This is a genomic window from Paenibacillus endophyticus (assembly GCF_014192395.1).
GTDB classification, from domain to species: domain Bacteria; phylum Bacillota; class Bacilli; order Paenibacillales; family Paenibacillaceae; genus Pristimantibacillus; species Pristimantibacillus endophyticus.
Genome location: NZ_JACHXW010000007.1, coordinates 14,405 through 27,496 on the forward strand (window position 1 = coordinate 14,405; position 13,092 = coordinate 27,496).

The window sequence follows — 13,092 nt, forward strand, 5'->3', positions numbered from 1 at the left end:
CGCAATGGACGACGGACGCATTTGGCGGCGCAAAAAAAGCGGCAATAAGCTGACTGCGATCATGCAGGTCAGGAATGAGCAAGGGCGCTATTTGGAAGCCGTTTTAGCCGAGCTGTCTCGGTTTGTCGACGAAATTGTCATAGTCGATGACGCCAGCACCGACGGCACTTGCGAGCTGTGCAGCTCCTTCAGCAAGGTAGTGAGGCTTGTCCGTCTGGAGAGTTCTTTGTTCCGCACGGAATGGCAGCTGAGAAAACGGCTTTGGGATGAAGCAGTCGTCACCTCCCCCGACTGGATCCTTTCCGTGGATGCCGACGAAATCTATGAACAGCGTGCCGCCTTGTCCATTCGAGAGCTCATTAACCAAGACCAGTACGACTGGGTAGGCTATCGCATATATGATTTCTGGGGCTCGCTGACCCATTACCGCGAGGATGAATGGTGGACGCTGCACAAGCGGCATACGATGACCTTGATCCGCTACTTGCCAGGCTTTCATTATTATTACCCGCAGTGGGAGCATCATGTCCCGCGCTTGCCGGTCACTGCCGCCGCTCTTCCGGGAGTATGCACGGAATTTCGAATTAAGCATCTCGGCTGGGCTGGCAGCGAGGCCGACCGACGAGCCAAATACGAGCGTTACAAGCAGCTCGATCCTTTCGGCAAGTGGGGCAGCCTCGCGCATTATGAATCGATACTCGATCCAAAGCCCCGCCTTGTGCGCTGGCATGAGGAGGCGATGGAATGACGAATGAGCCGAAGCGGGACACCGTCACCATTCTGACCCACAGCTATCTGGACGGCTATACGCAAAATATTACACGACCGTTCGGCGGGGGGCTCGAACGGTACATACATTCGCTGTGCCGCGTCATTATGAAGATGGGGCTGCAGCCTATCGTCTATCAGCTCTCTTATTACGGTACATTCAATACGGTCTACGAAGGCGTACAAGTACGCGGCTGGACCTATGAAACGGATAAAATCGCCGCTGCTTTTGAGGAAATGGCGGAAGCCTCGGAAGGCATCCTCATCTATGGCAGTTGCATCTGGCATCCGATTCGATATCGACCGGGCAGCATTGGCATTTGCCATGGCATTAGCTGGGATCGGCATGATATGCCTCGCGACACGAAGCAGGAGGTAGCCGCCATCATTCACGAGGCCGTGCTCCAGCTGGACCTCGTCGTTTCGGTAGACTCGCAGTTTCTGACGTATTGCCGGTCCGTATGCTGTTATCCCGATCCTACTCGCGTTATCTTGCTTCCGAACGCCGTGGACACGGAGTGGTTTACGCCAATGGAGGAAGCAGGCGGCGATGAAGGCGACGGTCTAGCTAGTAAGGGTGAAAGTAATGAAGGAACAGAGAGTGTAGTGAGCAACGAGCGTATAGAGGGCAATCGAGGTATGGAGAGCAACGAGCGTATAGAGGGCAATCGAGGTATGGAGAGCAACGAACGTATAGTGGGCAGTCGAGGTATAGAGAGCAACGAGCGTATAGAGGGCAATCGAGGTATAGAGAGCAACGAGCGTACTGAGGGCAGTCGGGGTATAAAGAGTAAAGAGCGTATTGAGGGCGATGGAGCGCGCTCTACGCAGCTTCGCGTTTTGTTTCCGCGCAGGCTTAGCTTCGAGCGCGGCATTGTGCCGATGATGCTGGTAGCCACGTCGCTCCTACAGGAATACCCCGGCGTGACCGTCGAATTCGCCGGAGAGCTAGTCGAGAAAACACCGGTCGCGATAGCTTTTCGACTGTGGCTGGACTCCCATCCGCACCGCGACAGAATTGAGCATCGCGTCTATTCCTTTGATGAAGTTCGCATGGCTTATCGGAATGCGGATATCGCGGTCATTCCGACTATTTTCTCAGAGGGCACCTCCCTTGCCTGCCTGGAAGCGATGAGCTGCGGCATTCCCGTCGTGTCCAGCAACGTCGGGGGCTTGAACGATATCGTCATCGACGGCTTGAACGGGCGGCTTGTCCCGCCGCAGGCTGAAACGCTGACAGCTGCCGTAAAAACGCTGATGGACGATGATGCGCTGCGCCGCTCAATGGGGAAGCTCGCACGGCTTACTGCACTTGCTTTTGACCAGCGCAAATGGCATGCACAGTGGTCTGCTATTATTGAAGCGCAGCGGGAGAAGCTGCAGCGGGACTGATGGCGCAGCAGGTGGAATGCGCGCAGCAAATGCTCCGTTGCCTCCCGCCCGCTGCATCGATCATAGACAGCAGGATGATTCTAAAAAAACAATGCGGATACAGCCCTCAGCTTGAGCTCCGCTTCAATCTGCAGCACCGGCAGCGCCGCACATGCCGGCGCTGGCAGCGCGGCGCGAGCGCGCGCCGCGAATGCAGCCGCAAGTCCTGCCGCGGCTGCGCGTGCAACCCATGGCGCAGCCGCCGCGTCAGTCGCGGCTGCGCCAAAGCTGCCCGCCGCCGCGCGCCAGTCGGCTGCGGCGGCTGCTAGCACGCCCGCGGCGAGCCGCGCGGGCGCAGAGCTGCCGCTCGCGAGCGTGCTGCGCAGCGCAGCGCGGCAAGCCTGCGGTGCGCGAATAACCGCGCACCACTGCAGCGGCGGCAGAGCCGCAGCGCTGTCGCTCGCAGCGCGGAACGCGCTCCATGCTCGCCAAGCGCCGACGCGCAGCAGCGCTTGCTCCGTTGCAGGCGCCCAAACCCCCGGCGCCTCCACCCCGCGAAGCTCCAGCGCCTTCAAATAAACAGCGCGCCGCTCGTCATTCTCCGGCAACTGCTCCCACAGCAGGCGACCTTCTTCCAATCGGCCTTGCTGCACACTAAACAACCCTCGCCAGAATAAAATATGCATATCGTCTTCTTCATTAAAAGCAGCAAGCACCAGCCCATTAATAACCAAATCCGATCGCTCGTCTTTGTAGCCGTCATCCGTCTGCATAAACCCTGCATCCGCCACCCGTTCAAGGAGCGCCGAACGTATCTGCTGAAACGATTGTTTTCCTGATTCCTCGGCAATTGCCCACTCGGCAGCAGCCCCCAAGAATCGTTGCCTGTATCGCCCATCGACTGTACCTAGCAGCACCATCCGTTCCCACGCCGGCATATAAGCAGGCTGCAGAGAAACGGAACGCATATAATTATTCCATGCATTCTCCCATTCATATATCCGCTCATTAGCAAGTCCTGAAGTAAACAGCGTCCGGTAGCTGCCCGCTCCAGGCGCCGTCGAATAATGGGCTGGCGTCAAGCCAAGCTCCAAAGCTTGCTGCAGCACGCGAAGCGCAGCGGCGTTTTTATCCTGCTCCAGCAATGCCAATGCCAACGCTTCGTACAAATCCGGGAAATCCGCGAATCCCAGCCTCTCAATCCCGTTTCTTGCCCATGTCTCCGCTTCGTCAGGCCTTCCTAAAAGGCGCAGCGCATGGCTCAGCTTCAATAAAAGATCGGATGCATAGCCCTGTTCGGGCTTTAGCGACTGGGCAAGCGGCCCCAGCCATGCAGCCGCGCCACTCCAATTGCCATAAGTAAAGCATTCCGTTCCCATCGCATATTGAAGCATGGCATCTTCCGGATTTCGCCCAATCGCCTGCAAGAGAATTCGCCCGTTCCGCTCCCGCTTGCCCTTTGCCTCCACAACCTCAGGACGATAGCCCTCATGCCAGACAGTAAGCGGTGCGTAACCCAGCCTTTGCGCTCCGAGCTCCGACACGCTCGTCGCTACCTCTTCATGCAGCGCGCCCGTAAAGCGGATGCGCGGATCATTGCGAAACAAGCGGCATACCGCATCGCTTATATAGGATTTGGCTGGCTCAAGCTGCCGCTCACTCGTTATCGCCGCCCCAATCCAGCTGCACAGCCTCACATAGTAACCCGCAAACGCTTGATTCGCAAGCAAGTCTTCCCATATTTGAAGCGGGGATTCATCCAAACGCTCATCGGCATCCAGGACCAGCACCCATGGCTGAGCAGCCAGCTTCAGCCCTTCGTTGCGGGCCGCCGCGAAGTCATCGCTCCACTCTATGCAGACAACCGTTGCTCCGAAGCGCTCAGCGATTTCTATCGTGTTGTCGCATGATCCCGTATCCACCACAATGATTTCCGATACATAGTTTATGGCCGAAGCCAGGCAAGCCGGCAAAAACGACTCCTCGTTCCGCACGATCATACACAGCGAGACAGGCAGTTGATTCCCTTCAAGACCGCTAAGCTTTAAACTTCCTTCCTGATTCTCCCCCTTCTTCATCCGCGAATCCTCCAGCCTTCCTCGCAAGGGAGAAGCAGCCGGATCATGGCGAGCGCTTTAACAGGGAACGTTTCCGCGGGAGGCGATACAAACGGCACAACATTTTGCCTCATGCCTGTGTCAGGGCTTAAAACGAGCTGCAGCCGCTCCAAATGGCGGTCTGCGCGTTCACACAAGTCTGCATATCGTTCGCCAGGTTCTTCCTGTTGTTCATCCTCAGCTTTCACTGCCCCATGCTCCGCCTGCTTGGTCCACCGGGCCAGAACCTCCGCAGCTTCGCTGCCAAGCTGAACGGCATGCCAGCTGACCCAAGCCTTAGCCGCTTGCAAACAGCCGCTTGCCGACATAATGGCAGCCACCTTAATGACTGCCTCTTCGCTGCGGCAGGCAAGCTGAGCCGCAAGAATCGATGCGATGCGAGCTTCCTCGCCAGCGATTCGCAAGTATCTGCAAAGCCTGTATAAAGGGGGCGTAAGTGTGGGATGAAAACGGAGTGCGGCAATGTAAGCCTGAACGACGCCCTGCGTATCCAGCTGAACCTCTTTTAGACGACCTAACATATACGACGTGCGGTATGTGCCTATGCCGTCCTCCGTATGATATTGAGGAGGTGCCGCCCCAATTCCGAGCGCCGCTGCCGCAGAGGAAACGGCTGCATGCAGCTGCCCGCATTGAGCCAGCGCCAACGCATGATAATGATGAAGATCTGGATAGTCGGAGAATTGTGCGGCCCCTAACCTCGCAATATCTGCCGCCTCCGCCCACTGGCTTAAAGACAATAGGCTCCGAACCTCATACTTCACGACCAAATGCGCATAGCTCAGCTGTTCAAAACCTTGCTGCTGGCGTGCAGATCGGAAGGCTTCCAGCGCCTTGCTAGGCATGCCCGCCCGCAAATATTCAACGCCAATATTGTATTGGTGGAAGCTGTTGTCCGGTTCCTTCTGCACCGCGCGCTCAAGCAGTTCCATATTGCGCTGAAGCTTATTCTTCTGGGTAACGATATCCTGCCTGTAGCCGTAATGGATAATTTTCGTATCTGTTAATTGAAACACAGCCCTCGGCCATCTCCGCAATAACGATGCTGCGATCTGCTCATGTATGCTCCCCTCGAAACGGACCAAGTCGTCATTTCGAAACATGCGAAGAACAGGATGAACCGTACCCCCGCGTTCGTCGTCATTCGCTCCGGTTACATTCCATATTTGCAGAAAAAGCCCTTGAACAGGCTGGCAAGCCTCTGCCAACAGCTGCTTGCCGGTATGGGTATCAAGCTCCTCGTCAGCATCAAGAAATAAGATCCAATCTCCCTGCGCCAAAGCTAGACCCGTATTTCGCGCTTTGGCAAAATCATGCTCCCACTCCGCAAGCACAACACGCGCACCGTAACGCTCCGCAATGGCAACCGTCTGATCCGTAGAGCCTGTATCAACCACAATAATTTCATCAACGATGCCTTGCACGCTTGTAAGGCATCGAGGAAGATGAAGCTCTTCGTCTTTAACGATCATGCATAAGGAAATTAGCTTCCGCGGCTTGACCATTCGCCCGCCTCCTTTGCATGCCATTCCATTTCGTGCGCCAGCCCAAGGCATCGATGCGCTGCAGTGCGGCAAGCAGCTTGACATCGTCAGGCTCTGCCCAGCTTCCATCCCACACCCGGCTTCCTTGCGGCCCGGCCAATTTCAGTGCCTCCAGAGCAAGACGCAAGCTTGCAGCAGCCGCTCCAAGCCTCAACCGCCTTGTGGTTCCCAATGGCTCCTGCTCTGCGAGCTCCGACACAGCTATGCCTCGCTCAAACATTCCGAGCGCTTCACTATATAGCCCTTTTATATGGAGCAGCTCTCCGAGCCGAAGCCATTGTCCACCCGTTAGCTCACCTGTCGCTGCATAGCTGCGCAGCATCCTATCTGCCGCTGCATCCTTGTAGCCATCATCATAAAGCGCTTGCTCAAAAAACAAGTCCAACTGCTCATCCGCTTGAACCATTTGATCGGCCAAATGAAGCATGCCTAGCGCAACAGCCCGCTCCATTAGTTTTCTGCTCCATGCCGCCTTGCTCTCTTGCCGTGAAGCTTGCGGCATCTCCTGAACTGAAAACTTCAGCACCGCAGCCTCTATGCTCCTTAAGACAAGCCGGTCATCATCCTTCAACCTTCGGAGAAGGATTCCCTCATCCTTTAGATTGAGCGCTAGCCCTTCATTCCAGCTGCATAAAACAATATCCATAATCGCGGTCTCCATAAACCGCGATTCATTTTCAATGGCGGACCCTTTTTGCAAATCATTCATTTTCGCTGCCGCCTCTGCCAGATGCCCTTCGCCAATTAATGCCCTAGCATACAGACAGACATCCTCAGGCAGCCATTCGCCAGCATCAAGAAATGAATCCAATATTCTCCATAAAGGCAGCGCTGTACCGAAAGCACCGATTTTGGTCAATGATCGGGCAATGAGTAGCTGGCCTTCTGGCAGCTTGCCCGCTGCCGATAACAGCGTTTCCTGAATTTCCGAATCGGATTTTCCCGCTGCATGCCGGCATGCCGCTAAGCCATTGTATCCACGCTCCATGGATGGTTTCTCCAGCAGCACTTGTTCGAACATTAGTTGTGCTTTATCCAGCTGCTCGAGCTCAAGCCAAATTTCCGCCAGCGCGATATGCGCAAGCACGCCTCCCGCTCCAGCCTCCGCTAGATAGCCGTTGCCTGCAACCGATTCCGCCTCTATCGCCGCTTCATAGGCATGAGCCGCCTCGTGCAGCCTGCAGCCTGCGCGCAGCGCATCACCTTGCAGAAGGAACAAATCCGCATAATCGCTGTATCGCAGCGTTTCCTCCTCGAGAAGGACTTCCGCTTGCTCGGTTCGCCGAAGAGCCAAGAGCACTTTTGCATAGTCCCTCACGAGCGTAGGACGGAAAGGCGCCTCTACCCCTACTGCGGCTAGCGAGCGTCCAAAAGCTTGGCAGGCCTCACCCAGCTTTCCAAGCTGACATAACGCTACTCCGTAATTGTACAGGCAAAAAGGATCATTGGGACGCTTGGACAGCTGCCGCGCAATGATCCTCTCATTTCTAATCGCCTTTTCCTTGCGCACCAATACGGCTGGCATATAGCCGTCATGCCGAATGACGATGCCGCTTTGGGAAAGCGGTCCATCCACATCCATCTGCCGGCTTGACCCGGCTCTATTCCCTGCAAATCGGACGAGCTGTTCATGTATTTCTCCCGTATAAGCAAAGCCCCGGTCAGCCCGGAAGATTCTCAGCGCCTCATTTCGGATCTTGGCTCCTGCGGCATCCGCTTCCAGCATATGCTCCATCCTTACCCGCAAAGCTGCTTCCGGCGTGTGTTTCAGCTCTTCCCTTAACTGCATGCCAATCTGGACAGGGCAGTCCACCCACTCATCGGCGTCGAGAACAAGCACCCATAGGGTCCGTGCATTCAAGAGAACTTTATTTCGAGCTTCGGCGAAATCATCTTCCCATTCCATCTCGAGAACCCGGGCACCAAAGCTCTGCGCAATCTGTTTCGTTTCATCCGATGATCCTGTATCTGCCACTATGATTTCGTCCGCGAATGCCTTCACGCTTTTTAAACAGCGTTCCAGCACATCCGCCTCGTTACGTACAATTAAATGTACCCCGAGCAGCATGCGATACCCTCCCACATCTTTTTTAAGCATTTGATAAAGTCAGAGGCGTTAAGTCCCTTGCCCGTTGAAATAAGCATCAATCGTTGTCGGCAATCCCGTTGCGCTCGAACGGTACGCAAGCCTTGTATATTTCAAAAACCGCTGCGGAACAAGTACATCCACGGAACCGACAGCTACGCCTGTCACCGTATCCACATCGGCATACCAGTTCGTTCCATTCGCACTGATTTCAACTCGTGCATCGGCAGTGTTCGCGCCAGGACCTCTGTTGTAAACGAAGAATGAATACGTCCCGAAAACGCTCGTCGTTACAGTCGGCAATGCTGTAAAGGCGTCTGCCGTAACGATGTTCAAGCTGCTCGTCTCCTGGAAGCTCTTCTGCGATATCGACGTGACACTGCTCAGCGTTCCTGCGGTGATCGTCGCACCGAGCACACTGTTGATCGTTCCTGCTGTAATTGTCGTGCCTAGCACGCTCGTGATCGTTCCTGCGGTGATCGTTGCTCCGAGAACGCTGTTGATCGTTCCTGCTGTAATTGTCGCGCCTAGCACGCTCGTGATTGTTCCCGCCGTGATTGTTGCTCCGAGAACGCTGTTGATCGTTCCTGCTGTAATTGTCGTGCCTAGCACGCTCGTGATCGTTCCTGCTGTGATCGTCGCTCCCAGCACACTATTAACCGCATCCAGCGTTCCCGCCGTGATCGTTGCACCGAGTACGCTGTTGATCGTTCCTGCTGTAATTGTCGTGCCTAACACGCTCGTGATTGTTCCTGCGGTGATCGTTGCTCCTAGCACACTATTAACCGCATCCAGCGTTCCCGCCGTGATCGTTGCACCGAGTACGCTGTTGATCGTTCCCGCTGTAATTGTCGTGCCTAGCACGCTCGTGATCGTTCCTGCTGTGATCGTCGCTCCCAGCACACTATTAACCGCATCCAGCGTTCCCGCCGTGATCGTTGCACCGAGTACGCTGTTGATCGTTCCTGCTGTAATTGTCGTGCCTAGCACGCTCGTGATCGTACCGGCCGTGATCGTCGCTCCCAGCACACTATTAACCGCATCCAGCGTTCCCGCCGTGATCGTTGCACCGAGTACGCTGTTGATCGTTCCTGCTGTAATTGTCGTACCTAACACGCTCGTGATCGTTCCGGCCGTGATCGTCGCTCCCAGCACACTATTAACCGCATCCAGCGTTCCCGCCGTGATCGTTGCACCTAATACGCTGTTGATCGTTCCTGCTGTAATTGTCGTGCCTAACACGCTCGTGATCGTTCCTGCCGTGATCGTCGCTCCCAGCACACTATTAACCGCATCCAACGTTCCCGCCGTGATCGTTGCTCCGAGTACGCTGTTAATTGTCCCCGCAGTGATTGTCGCTCCGAGTACGCTATTAATAGTCCCTGCAGTGATTGTCGTACCTAACACGCTCGTGATCGTACCGGCCGTAATTGTCGCTCCCAGCAAGCTCGTTATCGTTCCTGCCGTGATCGTTGCTCCCATTACGCTGTTGATGGTGCTGAGGGTACCCGCCGTAATCGTAACACCCATAAGATTGCTGATCGTTCCGTCTAACATAATATTCACGATATGGCCAGCGGTGTCCGTCGCTAAAGCCTGTGCGGTATCCGTACTGTCCTTCCCGAATATGAGCGTGCGCAGATTATCCGGATTGGGGTTAAACGATGAGAAGTTTGGCATTTTTCTTCACCTTTTTCTTGTTGGAATAGGAACGTCCACGAGGGAGAACAGGTCACCTAGCCAGCTGTGCTTGAAAATAAACTTGCAGCTTTGTCGGCTGCCCCTTCTGCTTTGATTTCAATGTAAGTCTGGAGTAGCGCATAAATTTTGAAGGGACGACGATCTCCGTAACCCCTTTTTCAACTACCCCCTCCATATCAATCGCGTAATCAGAGCCGTTGGGACCCACTTCAAGCCTAAGTACAGCCGGATTTTCCCCACGGTTTACAATGGCGTACGAATACATCGACTTATTCGAGGTATCTTGCATGGGGAGCGGCTTGAATTGATCACTCGTCTGCAAATCCTTATACACCGTTTCACAAAAACCGCTGGGCACACATTTCTCCCTATGCTTTCGATGACTGCATTTTGATTTGCATTTTGATTTGCAGCTTGATTTGCATTTAGAATTGCTTGTTGCTTTGCACTTCGATTTTCCCGGCTTTGCTGAGGTTCCCTTATTGCGCCCCTTGCTGCAGCCCCTTCTCCTACCAGTCCTTTCACACCGATTCGCCGATTTTGGCATCTGCATTTCTTCCCCTCGTGTCCATGCTTCGATAATCTATGTCAACTCTACGAAATTCGAAACGGCGATTGTTCCGCCACCGATACGCCCAAATCATGTTTTCTCCGTATTCCCCCATACAATCAAGCAAGAAACGCCATATACTACTAGAAATACAAGCATGTCAGTAGATAACGAGGTGATTCATGGTGACAAACAATTCTGTCTTCAACACCGAGAATAAACCGCTTTATACACTCATTAATAACCCTTACAGCTCCTCTGCCTCTATAGCCCCGCCAGAAGCAGACGCATCAAGCAATGGTCGGCTGTTTATGGTTACTACCGCAAACGCCGCTATAGCTGGAGGCTCCAATCAGTTGGTCCAAATTACAAATCCCAACTTAAGTGGCCGCTCGCTCTACATTTCGAGAATTTCCGGTGGGACCACCGCTGCGGCTACTCTCATTTTGTATGCTGGGGGAACCGTCACAGGGGGTACAACGCCTACTCCCTTCAACTGTCAATTCGGCAACACGACAACGAGTATCGCTTCGGCTAGAACCTCTTCGGGCACCGTTACGGGTACCCCGACTCAGTTCATGTCACTACCAATGGCTGCAGGCATGTTCAATCTAGAATTCACAGGCGGTATTATAGTCCCGCCCAACCGTTCCATTACGTTATCGCTTGGACCCGGTGCAATAACCGCGGCGACAAATATCGCTTGGTGGGAGGTCTAATATGCCGAACACTAATCCCATGGACAATCCCAGCAATGAGCTGTACGGTCAAGTCGTGAATGGCTATCAGGAGCCTGGAGCTGCCGCGCCTCCCTCAACTGGCGCCGCACGCGCAGCGCGGTATTTCTCAACGGATGCCTCTACCAGCGCGAGCTTGGGAATATTAGGCGGCACCGTGAATACGACAATAAGGCTTAATAACCCCGCCGGTAGCGGAACAAATATTCACGTTGCGAGCATTGGGGGCACAATTGATGTATCACTTAGCCTGTTATCAGGCTTTAGCGGACAGGTCACTATGTTAAGCGGAGGAACCCTTGCAAGCCCTTCTTCGATTACGGCCTCGAATCTTTATATAACCAGCCCCGTAGCGGGCATCGCGGCAGCAACCTCGTCTACAAGCGCGCCATCTGGCGGGAACACATTTATGATTTATCCGGCTTTCCCCTCCCCCTTCCGATTTACTTATACGGGTGGAATCATCATTCCTCCAGGACAATGGCTTGTCGTCAATGTAAGAGGCTCCTTAACCCTGCTTGGCGTGCTTGGAACGAGAGCGAATTTAACCTGGTGGGAAGGATAAACCCGCTTTAAATAAACTGAAATAAAATAACTTTTTTCACACATGAAAAAACTTCAAAGACTATTTAAAATTCAGACATATGTAGATCCATTTTCGCCAAACGTTTTTATCTATTCGCAACCAATCTTATTCAATAAACAGAATATAATCATCAATTTATAAAGGAGATGTTAAATATTTTTCTTATTTTAATTGCATATTTTCAACATTAATTCCTTAGACATTACCTATATTCTTCCCCATCCATTTCGCATTGAAGGATGGCATTAGAGCTTTGTTGTTTCTGTTTAAATACAACCTCACCACCTACCGTCTTATCAGATTGATATGAATTGAAAATGAGGGAGCACTGCTAGTAAACAATAGCCACAAGAGGGGCATAGGAAGCTCGGTTCATGAAGATAATCTTATGATGGATAAAGAGGAAGCATGGCACCCTGACATTAGCCTTATGATGGATAAAGAGGATGTACGATTCGATAATGATAGCCATACGAAGGAGCAGAAGGAGTATAGTTTGTTAACGATAGTCCTACGACGGACAAAGAGAATGTGCGGGTATACGGTGAATAAAGAGGAAATACGGCTTCACTAACGATTTTCATACGGTAGACGATGAGAATGTATGGGTTCGTTTACGATTTTCATACGGTGGACAAAGAGAATGTACGGGTTCGTTAACGATAGCCTTTCGGTGGATAAAGAGGAAATACGGTTCATAAACGTTATTCTTGCAAGATACATAAAGAGCGCATGATTCGTTTATGTTACTCGCGCGAGATGTACAGCCGGAACATCATTCCAATTGGTACGAAGATTCAGAGGTATAACAAATGGAATAGTAAACAAAAAGGCGATTGTCCGAAGACAATCGCCTTTTTCACGCGTTCATGGAGCCGAACGGGCTCGCATGTTCAGCACAGCCGGCATCTTTGGAACGAGCTTTTGTCGAAATGACGTACATGTTGTTCAGAGGATTTGGCCCGAAATGCCATTTCTCTGCTCAAAAACGACCTAAAAAGCCATTTTATGGGCTTTTTTTCGCCCGGAAGCCGCATGTATTTCATTTTTAACTGAGGGAGCATTAAAGCAGAGCTTCGATTTCGGCCTTCATCGCGAGTGGTTCATCGGTCGATTCGAACCGTTTAATGACGTTTCCTTCGCGGTCTATTAGAAATTTAGTGAAATTCCATTTTACGGAATTTCCCTCTAAGTAATGAGGCAGCTTCTCCTCTAGAAAGGCATTCAGCATTTTGCCGCTCGGCTCGCTCGTATTGAATCCTGCGAAAGGAGCTTCCTCAGTTAAATAGCTGAATAAAGGATGAGCCGTTTCGTCCCGTACATCCGTCTTATCGAAGAGCGGGAACGTGACGCCGTAATTGAGCTGGCAGAAGCTTTGCACATCGGAGTTCGTACCTGGCTCCTGCTCCGCAAACTGATTGCTTGGAAATCCAAGTATTTCAAGACCTTGATCCTTATATTCTACATATAGCTTTTGCAGATCAGAATATTGCGGAGTGAAGCCGCATTTGCTTGCCGTGTTGACAACAATCAGCACCTTGCCTTTATATTGCTCCATGCTTTGTTGTTCGCCTTTTATAGTTTCTACGTCAAAAGAATAAATACCCATTGTTTATTGCCTCCTTCAGTTAA

10 protein-coding genes are annotated in these 13,092 nt (G+C 52.7%); 4 read left to right on the plus strand and 6 right to left on the minus strand.

Translation table 11 applies throughout. The annotated features are described in order from the left end of the window. The first annotated feature begins 4 nt into the window (after positions 1–4). Both FHS16_RS13205 and FHS16_RS31745 read left to right on the plus strand, forming a co-directional pair. Complete coding sequence (locus FHS16_RS13205; RefSeq protein ID WP_183562782.1) at positions 5–748, plus strand: glycosyltransferase; 744 nt, start codon at positions 5–7, stop codon at positions 746–748. Then, entirely contained in the window at positions 745–2,160 is a 1,416-nt protein-coding gene (locus FHS16_RS31745) for a glycosyltransferase family 4 protein (RefSeq protein ID WP_246431745.1), read from the plus strand. The genes FHS16_RS13205 and FHS16_RS31745 overlap by 4 nt, the downstream gene beginning before the upstream one ends. An 80-nt stretch (positions 2,161–2,240) precedes the next feature. Here FHS16_RS31745 and FHS16_RS13215 read toward each other — a convergent pair whose 3' ends face one another. Genes FHS16_RS13215 through FHS16_RS13240 form a run of 5 tightly spaced genes read right to left on the minus strand, consistent with a single transcriptional unit; the run spans position 2,241 to position 9,945 of the window. Continuing rightward, positions 2,241–4,217 (minus strand): glycosyltransferase family 2 protein, encoded by a 1,977-nt coding sequence (locus FHS16_RS13215; RefSeq protein ID WP_183562784.1) that lies wholly within the window; start codon positions 4,215–4,217, stop codon positions 2,241–2,243. Then, positions 4,214–5,761: a tetratricopeptide repeat-containing glycosyltransferase family 2 protein gene (locus FHS16_RS13220; RefSeq protein WP_183562786.1), complete on the minus strand. Its 1,548-nt coding sequence runs from the start codon at positions 5,759–5,761 to the stop codon at positions 4,214–4,216. The genes FHS16_RS13215 and FHS16_RS13220 overlap by 4 nt, the downstream gene beginning before the upstream one ends. After that, positions 5,718–7,868: a glycosyltransferase family 2 protein gene (locus FHS16_RS13225; protein WP_183562788.1), complete on the minus strand. Its 2,151-nt coding sequence runs from the start codon at positions 7,866–7,868 to the stop codon at positions 5,718–5,720. The genes FHS16_RS13220 and FHS16_RS13225 overlap by 44 nt, the downstream gene beginning before the upstream one ends. A gap of 48 nt (positions 7,869–7,916) precedes the next feature. After that, a complete protein-coding gene (locus tag FHS16_RS31750; RefSeq protein ID WP_246431746.1) occupies positions 7,917–9,566 on the minus strand; it encodes a DUF6385 domain-containing protein in 1,650 nt (549 codons plus the stop codon). A gap of 52 nt (positions 9,567–9,618) precedes the next feature. After that, positions 9,619–9,945 (minus strand): DUF6385 domain-containing protein, encoded by a 327-nt coding sequence (locus FHS16_RS13240; RefSeq protein WP_183562790.1) that lies wholly within the window; start codon positions 9,943–9,945, stop codon positions 9,619–9,621. 374 nt (positions 9,946–10,319) lie between these two features. Between FHS16_RS13240 and FHS16_RS13245 the strand changes: the two genes are divergently transcribed. Together FHS16_RS13245 and FHS16_RS13250 are read left to right on the plus strand one after the other, a co-directional pair. Then, a complete protein-coding gene (locus tag FHS16_RS13245) occupies positions 10,320–10,856 on the plus strand; it encodes a hypothetical protein (RefSeq protein WP_221226340.1) in 537 nt (178 codons plus the stop codon). A gap of 1 nt (position 10,857) precedes the next feature. Further along, entirely contained in the window at positions 10,858–11,439 is a 582-nt protein-coding gene (locus tag FHS16_RS13250) for a hypothetical protein (RefSeq protein ID WP_183562792.1), read from the plus strand. A 1,084-nt stretch (positions 11,440–12,523) separates the two neighbouring features. Here the strand turns inward: FHS16_RS13250 and FHS16_RS13255 are convergent. Next, complete coding sequence (locus FHS16_RS13255) at positions 12,524–13,069, minus strand: glutathione peroxidase (protein WP_183562794.1); 546 nt, start codon at positions 13,067–13,069, stop codon at positions 12,524–12,526. Positions 13,070–13,092 lie beyond the last annotated feature (23 nt).